The sequence below is a fragment of the Candidatus Methylobacter oryzae genome (assembly GCF_003994235.2).
Classification (GTDB): Bacteria; Pseudomonadota; Gammaproteobacteria; order Methylococcales; family Methylomonadaceae; genus Methylobacter_A; species Methylobacter_A oryzae.
Genome location: NZ_RYFG02000120.1, coordinates 203,631 through 219,563, shown reverse-complemented (window position 1 = coordinate 219,563; position 15,933 = coordinate 203,631). Strand labels below are relative to the sequence as shown.

The window sequence follows — 15,933 nt, the reverse complement described above, 5'->3', positions numbered from 1 at the left end:
TCGGTGTGCAGATCAAGTATTCCACATAACGTTGCTTGGTGATCATGCCGGATAACATAACCTATTTGGTTAGGATTGCGAAAGTCCTATTGATATTGTTCTTTCCAATAATCGCGATCTTGCAAGCCCATAAAATCCCCGTTTGTATTAAGGCGATTGATAATAAGCGTTAATCGTAACACTGCGCCTTGAAAAACGAAATTGGAAAAGATGCGTTACCTATCCGGGGCTGCTTCCCTGCCCCTCTTTATGCGTTATAAACACTGGCATCAGTTGTTTAGGTGTTGGATGGCGCAGCCGATGAAGAATTTATCGTAACATGTTTCAATAATGCGATAGGCCATCCATCACGCGCGGAAAGGCCCGCAGGGCCAGTTATGGGGATAGTTAATTGACGCAAGCGCCATGCTGCCGGCGGCCTGTCTGTTATTAATGCTAACAAAATGACAATATTTAGCGTAACGCGTTACAGTAACTAAAAAAATTAATCGGGAAAAAAGTTGTCGTCAGTAATTTGCTCAAAAGTCCAAGGACATTCTGTCGGAAAAACGCTACGACTAAGATGTGTTTCACGGGAAGCCTGGATAACGGCGTATTTGTAAGCCTTGAGCAATATAGCGCCAAGCTGAGGCTTTAAACCGGGATTTTCACCGAGGGTTTCTTCGAATTTTAAACGCTGTTCAATAATAGATAGCTCCCAACTACGGCCGCGCCTGACATCTTGGTATTTCCATTTCAACAAGTGCAATAACAGCACGGTTAAACGACTTTCCAATTCGCGTTTTTCACTGCGCCCCATGGTCTCCACCTCTTCTATTAGATTCTCTATATCCAGCTCAGTTAAGCGCCCTGCCCTGAGCAATGCAGCCTGCTCTTGGGTCCAGCCGTAAAAGTCTTTCTCATAGCTAATCATGGTATTATCTCCAGTTTAATTTATTACATAACATGTAACAATAAATAGTAAAAGGCTTTTTTGTCACATGTTGCCAATATATTCCATTGATCATCACCATATGCAAATTGCGAAGTAACGGCAATATCGGCTTGCGAAATCAACTTATTCAACATATCGGATTCTGAACAACGATAATGATGAGCTAGACGTTCAAGAGCAAGTTTGTTGCTCAATATTGCCGTGATTAATCGCAACTTGACCACCGTCAGAGCCGTGATGCTTACGAAATCGATAAGCGGCTTGCCGTTCAGCACTGCTTTTAGCCTGGCGGGTTGATGACCTGCCGCGTTTTTTAGGCAATGGGAATATTTCTACTATATTTTTATCTGACAAATCTTGCATGACATATGCTCCCCGTTAAAGTTAATTTATTGCAACATGTTATGTGAAAATATCAATGTTTTTCGTTACTTGTTAAAATAAATAATGCTGTTTAATTTAGGTAAAAAAGCGTCACACTTATAAAATCTCTTAAGATTTTATAAGTGTGACGCACTCAAACAGTGGCAATATCGACCGATACCCCCATGATCAGTAAATATCAGCCGATAACCCTTGCCCGCCTGGCTTTCTTTAAGTTGTAAGGCAATGCTAATTACTATCGTATTAGGGTAGCGAATTATCTACCGTATTGTGTACACTATTGTTGATCAACAGCTAAAAGTCTTAATTCTAAGCCTTGGGCATACAAGATTATTTCCCAATTTTTTATTTCCTTCCTGAATGGAAAAAACGGCGCCACATGAAAACTTTATGTCCCTGGTTAATTCGTTATAGCGGTAACGACTCCTCCGCAATACGTTTATTCTGCGTTCATTTTGCCGGCGGTAGCGCCTTGGCTTTTAAAAGCTGGGCAAAATACTTGCCCGACGATGTCGAACTCATCGCAATCCAACTCCCTGCCCGCGACGCACGCTACACTGAACCGGCACTGACAGAGATGTCGCAGGTTATCGCCGGCCTGATCCCGGCAATAACACCTTATCTGAACAAGCCCTATATCGTATACGGCCACAGTTTAGGGGCGTTAATCAGTTATGAATTGATTCGAACCATTAACGACCTGAAATTGCCGTCGCCAAAGCTATTCATGGCGTCCGCACATCGAGCGCCGCACTTTCTTGCCCGGGCAAAACCGATCTATACCCTCTCCGATAAAGAATTCATTACAAAAATCGGACATTTCGAAGGAACCTCGAAAATAGTTCTCGAAAACGAAGAACTGATGTCGGCGTTTCTGCCAAGGATTCGTTCGGATTTCCAGATTTTGGAAACTTACCATTATCGGCCTCATGCCCCCCTTGATACGCCTATTCTCGCGCTAATGGGCCGGGACGATACTCACGTTAACGAAACCGAGCTGCTCGGCTGGGCGGAACATACGCAACACAGCTTTAGATGCCACTTTTTCGAAGGCGGCCATTTTTTTATTCAAGTAGCGGAAAAAGAGCTTCTAAATGTCATCAATCATGAATGCGATGCGCTCGCCGACTATTTATTAACTTGAGGATATAACTTTGCTTACTTATCTTTTTCCCGGTCAAGGGTCGCAACACAAAGGCATGGGTGGCGCATTGTTTGATGAATTCCCCCAGCTTGTCCGTCAAGCCGACAATATCTTGGGTTACTCCGTGCAGGCGCTTTGCCTGGAAGACCCAAACAACACACTAAATCTAACCCAGTACACCCAACCGGCTCTCTATGTAGTCAATGCCTTGTCCTATCAAGCCAAAATAAGGGATACAGGCGAGTTGCCCGATTTCTGCATTGGCCACAGTCTCGGCGAATACAGCGCCTTGTACGCCGCAGGCGTCCTGAGCTTTGCGGACGGCTTAAAACTGGTGAAAAAAAGAGGCGAGCTTATGAGCCAGGCCAAACACGGCGCGATGGCCGCTATCGTTAATATCGAAGAAAACGCACTCAAACAATGTTTGCGCGATAACCGCCTGGAAAATATAGATATTGCCAATTACAACTCGGCTTCTCAGTTGGTCATTTCAGGCTCTCAGGATGATATTCAGCGCTCACGAGCGCATCTGGAAGCGCTAGGCGGCCTTTTTTACCCGCTTAACACCAGCGGTGCGTTTCATTCGCGCTACATGGAAGACGCAAAGTGCGAGTTTCAGCAATACATAATGCCTTTCAGCTTTTCCGGCTTCCGTTGTCCTGTAGTGGCGAATATCGATGCCCGGCCTTACCGGCAAAGCCATATCGCAGAAACACTCAGCCAACAGATTACCGGCTCGGTGCGCTGGAAAGAAAGCATAGAATACCTGCTTTTACAAGGCGTTAGCCGCTTTGAAGAAATCGGCCCCGGAAACGTGTTGACCAAACTCGTCAACCAGATAAAAAATAGCTTCACGGCCGAAAAATCGAACCAAGAACCTGCTTTTGAAAATATTCAGCAACGCATCGACAACTGGAACAATACTTACCCGATAGCCACAAAAGTCAGGGTAAAAGGCTATGAACAGCTGTTGGAAACCCAAACCCAAGCCGTCATATTATTCGGCCATCGTGCAGCCATTTACATGAAAAATTACAACGGCTATTTTGATTTGGACGATATTACGCCGGTAACCGGGCTTTAAAATACGGCCGACCCGCCATGTCTTCATAAAACCAAACTTCTCCAATAATTCAATCGATCCCAGGAAAAAACATGCTGTGTACATTTAGTCAGTTTTCCGAGCAGGAGCATGCCAACCAAGCCGGTGGTAAAGGCGGCATGTTAGCCAGGCTGTATCAATCCGGCTACCCTGTCCCGGACGGCTTTATCATCCTGTCGACGGCTTTCGATAACCGCGGCTTAATAGATAGCGCACGCGAACAAATACATGCCTACTACCGTCAACTGACCGATTCAAGTCCAACCGGTAAAGTAGCGGTACGCTCCTCGGCGCCGGCGGAAGATTCGGCCCAGGCGTCTTACGCGGGCGAATTTGAGACGGTACTTAATGTCGAGTCTAAAGACCAACTTTACGCGGCCATTCAAACCGTATATGAATCCGGCAACAGCGAAAGGGTGCAAACTTATGCCGCCGCCAAAGCTCAAACCGGCAACCAAGGCATAGCCGTGGTAGTTCAACATATGCTGGCCCCGTCCTATGCCGGCGTACTGTTTACTTCCGATCCTATTTCCGGGGCCGCGTACACCATGCAAGGCAATTTAGTCACGGGGACAGGCGACAAGCTGGTTTCAGGCGAAGTTACCGGCGATGCTTTCAGTTTTCATACAGATACCGGCACTTACCAGGGTCCCGATTATTTCAAACCCCATCAGCAGGCTTTGTTTTCGATGGCCTCCCGGCTGGCGGCTGAACTCCAGTCGCTACAGGATATAGAATGGGCAATTTTCCAAAACCAACTTTTTCTACTGCAAAGCCGCCCGATTACCGGCCTGCAAACCACGCCGGAGGTTTGGAACGATTCGCTAAAAGATAATTACCTCTGGAGCAATACCAATCTGGGTGAACTTTTCGGCAATGTGATTACTCCTTTGACTTGGTCGATTTTTCGTGAAGTGACCGAGCGTAACGTGGGTCCGGTAGGCAAGCATTTCCTGATCGGCCTGATAGCAGGCCGAAGCTATTTCAACATCAGCCTTATTTACGCGCTTCTCAGCAAGCTCGGCAAAAAACACGCGGATATTTTAAACAGCTTTGATTTATTCCTAGGCATTATCCCCGATCATATAAAAATTCCGCAGCTCAACCTGTCGTGGCCCGAAGCCCTCGGATTCGTATTAAAGCAAACAAGCTATTCGCTGAAATCCGCCTTCGCGCTCAAAAAATTCCTGGTTTGGGCTCAACAAGAAGGTCCGGCTTGGTGCGATAGAACATTTTCGGCAATCGAACAATCCGAAAATAATGCCGACTTACTCAGAGTCTATGCCGACATCGAACCGGTCCTGTTTAAAACCTTCACGATGGTTGCGTTTATCGGCAATCAATTCGTGCAGCAACAATACAAACTAAAGGCCGCACTGTCCGGCGCACTGGCAGCGGAAGACCGGGAAATCATTTTGTCCGGCCTGGATGGTGACGGCCAATTACCCAGCATGGCGCCGCTAATGGGTATTGCGGCAATGACCAAAGGCGAAATCACCCGCGACGAGTTCGTCCGGCGCTACGGTCACAGAGGTCCCGACGAAGCCGAGTTTGCGGCCCCCAGGACAGCCGAAGACCCGGACTGGATCGATAAGTTGCTGGCCCAGCATCAAGATGCCGACCCCGCCGCCCTGCTTCTTAAGCAAAAACAAAACCGGGACAGGATTTGGCAAACGCTGGCTCAACAGCAACCGAAACTGGCCGAGCAATTACAGAAGCTGTGCGCAACGGCAACCACGCTCGCCTACAACCGCGAACTGGCCAAATCGGAAAATTTCCGTCAGGCCTGGGTCGTGCGGAAATTTGTACAAAAAGCGGCGCAACTCAATCATCAAGCTGAAGATGCTCTGTTCTACCTGAGCAAAAATGAATTGATCGAGTTTTTGCAAGGGAACAGTCAAGTTCTGGAGCGTATCGCCCCAAGACGGGAAACTTATGCGGCTTACAGCGCCCTGCCCCCGGTGCCCAACTTGATATCGGGCTCGATAGATCCGTTTCAGTGGGCGAAACTACCGAACCGGCGTACCGATTACTTCGATGCAAACCAGGCGTTGCCTCAGATCGAAGACGACAAACTGCTCAAAGGTTTTCCCGGATCGGCTGGCTTGGTGGAAGGAACGGTTCGGGTGCTGTCTTCCCACGAATGCATGCATGAGTTTATCAGTGGCGAGATTTTGGTGACCTCTTTCACGAATGTCGGCTGGACGCCGCTATTTCCGCGTGCCGCCGCTATCGTCACCGACATTGGCGCGCCGCTTTCGCATGCGGCCATCGTCGCCCGCGAATTGGGCGTTCCTGCTGTGGTCGGCACGGGCAGCGCGACGATGCGGCTGAAAACCGGCGATAAGGTTAGAGTCAACGGCAGCCAAGGAATTGTTGAATTACTGTAACTACTCACCGTATGCTCAATAGACCACGGATGACACGGATTAAACGGATAATCACTGATTTTAAAAAGAGCTAAAAAATCCGTGTTAATCCGTCCTATCTGTGTCGCCTCGGCAACTGCTCCTGCGTTGCTCTACCTCCTGCGTCCATGCAGTCGTAGAGGCGCCTACTTTTGGCATCCGTGTTCTATTTGTAATACGCTAAATAGTTACGAATTGCTCTAGCTCGAAACGGCCTGCTGCTTAAGCTTTTGGATTGTTTGCAGCAGATTGAGTCTCGCCGGCGTGGCTTTAAGCTTCGCCAACTGCTGCTCCGCTTCGTCGAGAAACGCCGCAGCCTGGGCCGGCTTTCCCGCATCCAGCAGAAGTTCAGCCATCTCCGACTTCCATGCCGGACTGTCGTTAAGCATGGTTTTCAAGCTTTGATGTCTGGCAATGGCCTGCTCGGGCCGGTTTCTTTGCAACTCCAAGCGGACAGCGTAACTCTGCAATTGCGGATTCAAGCCGATTTGCTTTATGCCTTGATCCAAAAGCGCAATCGCGGCATCGACGCCGGCTTCTTTCGCGGACGCATAAATTTTAGCCGCGGCAATAAAACTGCCCGGATTGATTTGTTTTTGTAATCGAAAAAAGGCATTAAAGTCGGCCATAGCCTGCTTAGTGTCTCCTACCTGGGACGACGCTTTGGCGCGATACTCGTATGCGGGGGCATAGTCCGGAAATTGACCGATATAGCGGTCAAAATACGTACGGGACTTAGCAAATTCGGCGCGACGGTAAAACAGCAGCCCCAATTCGTAAGCAACAGCAACAGGCGGCCCCAACTTTTCGGCGCGCTGAAAATCTTTCAATGCCTGCTCATACATACCGGCTTCGCTGGAATAGATCACCCCCCGCTCGATATACAGCGACTGCTTATCGGGCGTTTTTTCAAGGGCTTCATTGATATGATCCAGATGCGCGCCGGGGCCTTCATGCGCGATAGAAACTTCAGCCTGAAATAAAAACAGGCCGAATAAAAAGCACAGTGTATTGTTGTTCATAGAGAGTATTCCAGTTTGAACCATCCTAATAAGGACTTATCCGATAAAAATTTGTTGTTAAAAACTTTTTGCCGAACTACTTAATGGGAAGTAATAATAAATACTGTACCCAGCTATCGTTCCCACGCTCCGGAGCACTGCCATTAAGTTAAGAAATACGCTGGTTCCCAAGCTCCCGCTTGGGAACCCAGTGAGCAAAGCTCTAGCTTTGCGAGCCAGGAAGCTGGAGCTTCCCGTACTGAATTCCCAAGCAAGAGCTTGGGAACTAGCACGCAAAAACTTTTTGCTTGGCTACTGATTTTGCTGGCGGGTGATCGTGAAATAATCCAGCACTTCGCCATTGACGTCAATGAAGCTCGCCTTTAACGCCGTTCTCGATGCATCGACAATAACGGAACCCAAAACCGCCAGACCATGCCGTTTGGGAGTCGCAGTGTCGGCAGCCTGCTGAATATGGGCCGGATGTTGCAGCCATTCCGCCTCCGTCGTAATGCCGCCGCCTCCGGTGTTGGCTTTACCGGAACTGCCGTTCACCGTGTACACCACGCGATTATCGATGCCGCCGCTGCCAGGGCTTAATTGCGCATAACTTTCGCTGCCCTGCCCTGAAGCCGGCTTCCGGGGATCGCCCTGCACTAACTCGGCGTAAGCTTTATGAGAGTAAGTGTCGGAAGTGCCGGTGTGATTGTGCAGATAATAGCTGCGCTCATAGGTATGGGCATGCCCGCTGTAGACAAGATCGACGCCATACTCGTCGAAAACCGGAACGAACTCGTTGCGGATATCCCAGGTAGGACGATCGACGATATTGTTTTCGGTATCGTCCGAATCGTGATTGGCGCCCTTGGTGTACGGAGGATGATGAAAGATAACGATAGTCCAATCCAAATTGTTGGCGGAAAGATCGCTTATCAGCCACTGGCGCATCGCCGCGCGCTGGTCGTTATCGCGAGCACTCAGCTGGCTGTCGAGGCTCACAACATGCACATTACCCTGATTAAAGGAATAATACTGCTCCGTACCGCTGGCGACGCCGCCTACTTCGCCGTTGGCCGGAAAGCTGTAAATATCCAGGTAAGGCATCCTTCCCGATGCCTGGGTAACGCCGTCGACCCAACTATTCGGATCGGCGGAGAAACTGACTCCGGGATCGTCACGGACTACTTGTCCGCAAGGTACAAGCGGAACGCCGTTACGATCCTTGATGTTGCAATAGTCGATACGTGCGGTGCCCATCTCGTGATTGCCTATCGTTGACCACATGGCTGTGTTCTTCAAAAAATCCTTATGCAAATCGAAAACGCCTTGTTGATAGTTTGCATCGCTACCGTTCAGGTAAGCGTTATCGCCCAGCATAAGAAACATATCGATGGCTTCGCCGCCGTGCTTGCTTATATATTTCAGCATACCGTCCCGAACGGCCGCGGCCTTACCCGCGTTACCGGAATCTTCATCGGTGCCGCTGCCGGAGTCGCCGACGATCCAGATGCGCGTATTGCCGTCAGCCGGCAGGCTGCCAGGTTTGGGCGAGGTTTTGAAATATTGGTCAGCGGGCGCTTTGATCGCTCCGCCCACTGAATAGTAATAAGTCCGGTCGGGCAGCAGGCCGGTAACTAGGGCTTCTTTATGCCCGCCTGCCGTTGCAGTCGCCTTTACTTCCAGGTTAAGCCGATTCATATCGGCTCCTACACACAGCTTGTCGGCGTCTCCCCGCCACTTTACGATAGCGCTGGTATCCGATACCTGTTGCAGGAACAGGCGCGTCGTTGCCGTTTCGGCGCCGGTACAAACTTGAGATTCCGTAGGGGTAATTTGGCTTGCACAACCGGAAAACATAAGCGGCGCTAACAAGGGTATTGCATATTTACGCATAACAACTCCAAAGCAAATAAAAACATCTAAAATATGCCCCTTTTTCATTGGGGACGGTAAATTTTGTTAGTTACTGACGTTACGCATTTGTCCACGAAAAGCACGAAAGCCACGAAAAAATAGAGTGGAATGATCCAAGCTTACGATGTAATGCCGGACATTCTTCACATTACCCTCGACGACACTCAGGACAGGCAGGCCGCCGTTTTTTTTCGTGCTTTTCGTGGACTTACAGCGTTTTCAATTTAAATGAGTTACTCATACTGTTAAAGAGTATGTTGTTATTTCCGCTGGAGTGCAGGCTTCGCCTGCGCTGGCAAGCAAAGCTTGCACTCCGTTACTTAACCTTAGTAATTAACCGAATTTAAAAACGCTGTATTATTCGACTGCATAACATCAATTGATTATTCATTGCTCAATACGCCGTGCTTTTCGATTGTCCGCTGCTGAAAAGACCGGAAAAACTCAGGCGTCATTCCAGCCTCGGAATACAAGACACGGAAAAAATCGATTAACGAATTGCAGACGTCGGGTTCCGACAAAAAGACCAAGTGATTGGACGCATCCATATCCACTATCGAAAAATGAGGAAGATATTCCTGCCAGATTTGCCAGTGCTTCTTTTTATCAAGGTCGTACTCATAGCCCACGAGTGTGAAATAAGGCTCCAACTCGCCCATATATAAGCCGTTTTTATTACGAAAATAATAGCAATCGACCGACTCGGCTGCGGCCAGCGGCAGCATCCGGTAGCGATGCGCTTCATGAGCCGTTTGAACCTTGGATTGTTTATGAATCAGCTCATACATTTGCTCTTCGCTATAAGGCAAACCGCGAGTTTTCGCTAAATCCAGCAATTGCTGCAAAAAAGCTTCATCGCTTAACGAAACATCCAGTTGATCGCGATGAATCAATGTCGAGGAAAAGGCTTCAGGGTTTTGCATGACTGTGGTTTGCAGCGCAATATTGACGGCCTGCAAAAAATCGTTTTTGGCTGAATGCTTAACATCCTTAATCCCGGTAGTATCGAAAGTATCCAACATCGCGATAGTCGCTACCGATTCGCCCCGCTCCTGTAACTGCCGGGTGACTTCGTAGGCGATAAGCCCGCCTAACGAATAGCCGCCCAGATCGTAAGGTCCTGCCGGCTGGACGGATTGCATGGCCTGAATGTAATAGGCCGCCATTGCCGGCACGCCGTGTATCCCAGGCTGCTTGCTGATCCAGCCTTTGGCCTGAATCCCGTAAAAAGGGCGTTCGCACACTTCCGCCAGGATATGGTAAGGCTGCACTCCGCCCAGTCCGCCATGAAACCAAAACACCGGTTGTCCCCTGCCGTTTTCATTCAGCAGGATGAGTTCGGGAAAACGGGCGCTGGGCTGACTGAAAACTGAGCTTTTTATCAGTGCCGTGCAATCCGCAAACTCAGCCCGATCAACAATATCGGTGTGATTTTTGGTTAAGTAGGCCTCCAAGCGCTCAATACTGCTGTATTCGAACACTATACTCGAAGCGATCTTCTTGCCGGTCAGTTGTTCCAGCGACTTCAGCATATTCACCAGTCCCAACGAAGTTAAACCCAACTCGAAAAAGTTTCTCCGGCTATCGATTTGCTGAACCGGGCAATCCAATTGATGCGCCAGTATTTTTTTCAGCAGCAGTTCCAACTGTTGTTCTTTTGACGCTTTCTCTTCCTTTGCTGCTTTCTCTTCCTTTGCTGCTTCCTCTTCCTTTGCTGCTTCCTGTTTTTTTTCCGAACAGCCGATATTGCCGGTCTTGGCAAATACATAAGTAGGCAGGTGCAGCCGTTGCGGCTTATCTTCGCTGTACAGTGCTTGCCAGTTGATGTTGTCTCCGCCGGCCCAATGTTCGGCAAGCGTAGCCAATGGCCCTGACTCGAAGCTTTGCTCCGGATAGGCTCGATTCCGCACTTTGCCTTCGCCCTGCCAATAATTTTCAGGCCGTTCATCCCGTGCGCCGCCGCGGCCAAGCCATTCCAGTTTCGCGGCCAGTTCTTTAAGCGTTTTTACCTGAAAAATACTTCTGTACTGCAAGCGTTCCCTGCCGACCTGCAACGTGTAAGCCAACGCATTCAAGTCCAGCGTGGCGTTTTGCCGGATAAACAGCGCCAGCCTCGTCGCATATGCCGCCAAACTCTCCGGCGTCTTTGCCGAAAGCGGAATTAAAAAAGCTTCGGGTTGCGCCGCTTGGGACAAGACCGAATCAGGCAGATACTCCTCCAGCACCGCATGCACATTAGTGCCGCCGTGTCCGAGCGACGTTACCGCGGCCATACGCGGTTTGACCGCATTGCCCGGCCATTCCTGCAACGTTGTATTGACATAAAAGGGAGTGTTTTCAAAATCGATATATTCATTGCAACGTTCAAAGTTCAGCGAAGGCGGAATCAACCGATGCCGGAAACCCAGCAACACCTTGATAACGCTCAGCACCCCGGACGCCGCCGTCGTGTGGCCGATATTGGCCTTGACCGAACCGATTGCGCAATAATGTTTTTTATCGGTAAATTGTTGAAAGCTATGCTTTAACGCATCGACCTCAATCGCATCGCCCAGTTTCGTTGCGGTGCCGTGCGCCTCAATATACTGAATATCTTCCACATTAATGCGATTGTCCCGGTAAAGCGATGACTGCAATTGGCTTTGCGACAAATAACTGGGCACGGTCCTGCCTGCCGTTTGCCCGTTCTGGTTACTGCCTATTGCCGCAATGACGCCATGAATCGGGTCTTGGTCGCGCTTGGCATCGTCCAGGCGTTTCAATATCACCACGCCCGTACCGTCCCCGACGATCATGCCGTCGGCGTTGTTATCGAACGGACGGCAAGCGGCCGTCGGCGACAGTATGCCGGCATTATTCATCATAATGAACGCGCGCGGATCGGTATAAACGGTGGCTCCTCCGACTATCGCCAAGTCGATTTTGCCGCTGCGCAAATACTGGCAGGCCACGTCCATTGCCATCAATGACGAAGAACACGCAGTATTGATCGTCAACGCGGGACCTTTCAAATCCAAAAAATAGGCGATATGCGACGACAATGCCCCGGTGTCCGTACCTAGTAAACTATGGGCAGCTTGCTCGCCGCCGCCAACGCTGCCGATAAAAACGCCTACCGGCTGTTTTTGCAGCGACGACGGTGCTATCCCGGCATCTTCAAGCGCTTTGTAAGTTTCTTCCAACAGCACCCGTTGAGGAAAATCCATTGCTGCCGCGTCATCCTGAGCGATGCCGAAAAACGCGGCATCGAAATGTTCTTTGCGTTGCATTTGCCCGTAACGTAGCGGAACCGGCGTTTGCGAGTGCGCGGCAAAAAAATCGAGCCAGCTTTGTTCCCGGATGCTGTCAATGCAATCTTTTCCCTGTTGCATCAGTTGCCAAAATTCACCGGGATTCGATGCGCCAGCAGACCGGCAAGCCATGCCGATGACGGCAATTTTGCCGGATGCCCCCTCCCGGGTCTTTAGTTCAGGCTTTTTTTTTGAGCGCCGCCCGCCACGCTAACCCCCAAAGCAGCGAGATAGTCGGTAAGTGCAGCCAAGGAATTGCATTCAAACATCACGCTGGTCGGCAACGTAAGCTGAAATTCGGCGTTGATAGCCTGCATCAGTTCCACCGCATTGATGGAAGTCAGCCCCAGCTCGTTGAACTTGTCATCCGCCGACAGGCTTTCCGTTGATAACGCCAAACTGTTGACAAACAGCGCCAGCAGCTTGTCCGCTAAAGGATTTGCAACGATAGTTGCGGACAGGGTTACCGGCAGCGCATTTTGGAGTTTTTCCAGCTGTTGCGGTTGGTGCTCGCTCAGATAGGTTTCCAGATAGCGGGTCAGCGAATCCAGCGTGTTATGCGCAAAAATCAAACTGGTCGGTAATGTGAGCTCGAACTCGCCGTTAATCGCTTGCAGCAGTTCCACCGAATTAATCGATGAAATCCCCAGGTCATGGAACGTTTCGGTCCGTTCCAGTTCGCCCTGAGGCAATGACAAAGCCGCTTCGAAGATCCCTGCAAGCTTGGTTTTCAGCAATGCGAAACGGTTCAATGACGCGGAACCCGGGTTTGCGGCAGACGGCCGTTCATCGGGATAAGCGTCCGCCAGCAGGCTTTCATCCAAAATCGGATAGGGCACGTGGCTTAATTCAAGCATTTCCTGCAACGCAACCGGGTACGGCTTCGGCGCGCGCAGTTTGGCCAAATTGAACTGTTCCAGCTCCGCGACATTGGCGTAAAGGTCTTTACGCAAGCGGAACAGCATATAACTCAGCCAGCCCCGTTCGATCGCAATAGCGTTATTAGCGTAATTTCTCCAGGAATCGCGTACGACTTTGGGGCAGTCTTTTACATTGTTTTCATGCTCGGGATCGTACTGAAAATTGGCGATTTGCGGCGACACATCGATGATCTCATCGATCACCAAATGATGTTTCGCCAGCGTCTTAACCCATTGTTCCTGCGTGGGGATATAAATATCGATGCCGGGATCTTCGATCGCGCCATGCAAATTGGCGATAAAATCCATCAATAAGACCCGGCCGTGATTCCTCAAGGAAGATTCGATGTTGCCGAACAAACCCTCCTTGTCCGCCACAAGACAACTTACTTCAAAACCGATAATCACGTCGTAATCGTTTCGCGGAAATTTCACTTTGGAACTGTCGTGGTTAAATATGCGCGCTTGCCCGCTGAGACCTTTTTGGGCGATGCGATGATTGCCCAGATCGGCCTGCGCCTTGGTAATAGTAAAACCGTCGGTGTGAATATGAGGATAATAGTTGGCAATCTGGATCACATCGGTGCCGTGCCCGCAACCGATGTCCAACAAGTTCCGAATTTGCGTAAAGTCTTCCTTGAAGAACAGCACTTGGCGCATTTCAATCTGTTTGCGCTGAATCAAGGCCATTTCCGTACGATATTTTTTGGGATTCAAAAACACCCGCGTCATCGAGAAACCCGGAATGCGCTCCGGAAACGGACAAAACGTCAGGTAATCCTCGTGAAAATCCTGGTCGCTGGTTTCGGCGCAATAAGTAAACAGCTCAGCAGCTTTCTCGCCTGCGCTTTTTTCGCCTTGGATTATTTCGGGGCTTGCATTCATTCTTGTGTCCTTCTGTTGAGGTGGTTTTTTATTCCGGCAAGACGCGTTTTCTATCGGATTAGCTTCCGGTTCGCTTGCTACAGCCTGCGCATCGTCCAACCAGTAGTCCGTCAGCTCGAAAGGGTAAGTCGGAAGGTGGAGACGCGCCTGCTTACCAGCATTCTTAAATTGTTTTTGCCCGCGTACCCAGCTTTGTGCGACGGTATACGGATCGGTATCCGCACAGCCGGAAGCCTTTGCGCTATCGGCTACGCCTTCAAACACATCATTTTGCGGCCGCTTGCCGAGATAAGCTTCCGCCTGTTGAATCCATTGCTCGCGGCTTGCCGAAACAAAAGCCACGCGGATATTCATTGCATCCCTGCCGGCCTGCAAGGTGTATGCGATTGAAGTCGGCGTATATTCGGGATGTTGCCGCACGGCGGCCAAAAACTCCGCTATCAGCTCGCGGCATTGATGCTGCGTTTGCGCGGAGAACGGCAATACCTGCAAGTTGTCCCGAACGGCGGCTTGGGTCTGTTTCGGCCGGTATTCTTCAAGCAGTAAATGCGCGTTATTGCCGCCTGAACCGTAAGAATGGAGACCGGCCAAGCGCGGTTGCGCTTGCGGCGGCCAAGGCTGGTTTTCGGTCGCCAGTCGGCAGGGTTGGTGTTTGCTTTCTATATCGGGACTGCTGTGGCGAAAATCGCGGATTTTATGTATCGTATCGGTATCGAAGCTGCGGATAATCTTGAACAATGCGCCGAACGCAGAGGCGGACTGCATATGCCCGAGCGTCGGCTTCAGCGTACTTACCGTGCAGTAGCCGTCCTTTAAGCCGACATTTTGCTGTTGAGCCAGCGTTTGTAAAGCGCGGTTAAACGCGGACCATTCGGCAATATCCGTTACCGGATTTGCCATGCCCTGAGCTTCGATATACTCCAGGTTACGCGGGTCTATGCCCGCTTCGCGATAACACTGCAAAATCAATTCGGTATGCGAAGCAATATTCGGCGAGGCAATAGACATGCCGCCTTGGCCGTTGAAATTGACGGCGCTATGTTTCAGTACCGCATAAATTGCATCGCCGTCCGCTTCCGCTTGCGCCAAAGGTTTTAACAAAATACTGGCGACGCCTTCGGCGGGCAGATAACCGCCGGCATCCCGGCCGAAAGAGTTTATCGAACGGCTGGTGCTCATTTGCCCCATCGCGGACAACGAGATGAAGGTCTCAGGCCGCAACAGCAGGTTGGCAACCCCGGCCACGGCTTGGTTGCACTCGCCGGAACGCAACGAAGCCATCGCCCGGTGAATGGCTACGGCCCCGCCGGAACACATGGTGTTCATGTATTCGCTAGGGCCGCGCCAGTCGAAAAAATAGGAAACCTGATTCGCAATCATGCTGGGCGCATTGCCGATGCCCTCGCTTTGCGTTTTATTCCATTGTGATAATTTAACGTATTCGTTTTCCTCCGCGCCGACAAAAATCCCGGTGCGCGTTTTGCGCAAGGACTCGGGCGCGTAACCGGCATCTTCCAGAGTATGGTATACCGACATCAGCAACAGCCGTTGTCTCGGGTCCAGATGTTTGGCATCGTTCGGCAGCATCCGGAAAAAACGCGCGTCGAAACCGCGAATATCCGGTATGAAGCCGCCCCATTTGCTATGGCTTTTCATCGCATCCGCAGCGTTGGGATCGTAATGCTTTTGCCAATCGAAACGGCTTTGTGGAATCTCTTCCAATAATGCCTCGTCGTTATCCAGCGCCCGCCAAAAATCCTGTACGGATCGGCTTTTAGGCAAATAGCCGGAAAGGCCGATGATGGCTATCGGTTGGGGAGCGGTTGCCGCGTTTTTGCCGTTTCCGGCAACCGGCTGCGCATTTTGCCTGCTGCCGGAATCGTCCGAAGACTGCCCGGACAGTTCCGAAATCCTGGCTTTTATTTGTTCCAATATTTGCTGGTTATGCATG

General features: G+C 50.3%; 9 protein-coding genes. 3 read left to right on the top strand and 6 right to left on the bottom strand.

The window, feature by feature from the left end; all coding sequences use genetic code 11:
• Nucleotides 1–484: 484 nt before the first annotated feature.
• On the bottom strand, nt 485–913 hold the full coding sequence (locus tag EKO24_RS20695) for a DUF29 domain-containing protein (protein ID WP_127030514.1): 429 nt from the start codon (nt 911–913) through the stop codon (nt 485–487).
• 192 nt (nt 914–1,105) lie between these two features.
• Nucleotides 1,106–1,297, bottom strand: a complete 192-nt coding sequence (locus tag EKO24_RS20690) for a hypothetical protein (protein WP_127030515.1) — start codon at nt 1,295–1,297, stop codon at nt 1,106–1,108.
• Between the two features lie 400 nt (nt 1,298–1,697).
• Between EKO24_RS20690 and EKO24_RS20685 the strand changes: the two genes are divergently transcribed.
• From EKO24_RS20685 to EKO24_RS20675, 3 genes are all read left to right on the top strand, one after another.
• A complete protein-coding gene (locus tag EKO24_RS20685; protein WP_127030516.1) occupies nt 1,698–2,462 on the top strand; it encodes a thioesterase II family protein in 765 nt (254 codons plus the stop codon).
• 10 nt (nt 2,463–2,472) lie between these two features.
• Nucleotides 2,473–3,546, top strand: a complete 1,074-nt coding sequence (gene fabD / locus EKO24_RS20680; RefSeq protein WP_127030517.1) for an ACP S-malonyltransferase — start codon at nt 2,473–2,475, stop codon at nt 3,544–3,546.
• Between the two features lie 71 nt (nt 3,547–3,617).
• Nucleotides 3,618–5,954 carry a PEP/pyruvate-binding domain-containing protein gene (locus EKO24_RS20675; protein WP_127030518.1) on the top strand — a complete coding sequence of 779 codons (2,337 nt, stop codon included), beginning with the start codon at nt 3,618–3,620 and terminating at the stop codon, nt 5,952–5,954.
• Nucleotides 5,955–6,172: 218 nt separating this feature from the next.
• On the opposite strand, the gene EKO24_RS20670 is transcribed toward EKO24_RS20675, so the two are convergent.
• The 4 genes from EKO24_RS20670 to EKO24_RS20650 all read right to left on the bottom strand — a co-directional run bounded on the left by EKO24_RS20670 (nt 6,173) and on the right by EKO24_RS20650 (nt 15,932).
• Entirely contained in the window at nt 6,173–6,994 is an 822-nt protein-coding gene (locus EKO24_RS20670; protein WP_161990639.1) for a tetratricopeptide repeat protein, read from the bottom strand.
• A 291-nt stretch (nt 6,995–7,285) separates the two neighbouring features.
• Nucleotides 7,286–8,866, bottom strand: coding sequence for a metallophosphoesterase family protein (locus EKO24_RS20660; protein WP_161990638.1), 1,581 nt, complete (start codon nt 8,864–8,866; stop codon nt 7,286–7,288).
• 404 nt (nt 8,867–9,270) lie between these two features.
• Nucleotides 9,271–12,315: a beta-ketoacyl synthase N-terminal-like domain-containing protein gene (locus EKO24_RS20655; protein WP_277752519.1), complete on the bottom strand. Its 3,045-nt coding sequence runs from the start codon at nt 12,313–12,315 to the stop codon at nt 9,271–9,273.
• 35 nt (nt 12,316–12,350) lie between these two features.
• Nucleotides 12,351–15,932 carry a beta-ketoacyl synthase N-terminal-like domain-containing protein gene (locus EKO24_RS20650; RefSeq protein ID WP_127030523.1) on the bottom strand — a complete coding sequence of 1,194 codons (3,582 nt, stop codon included), beginning with the start codon at nt 15,930–15,932 and terminating at the stop codon, nt 12,351–12,353.
• Nucleotide 15,933 lies beyond the last annotated feature (1 nt).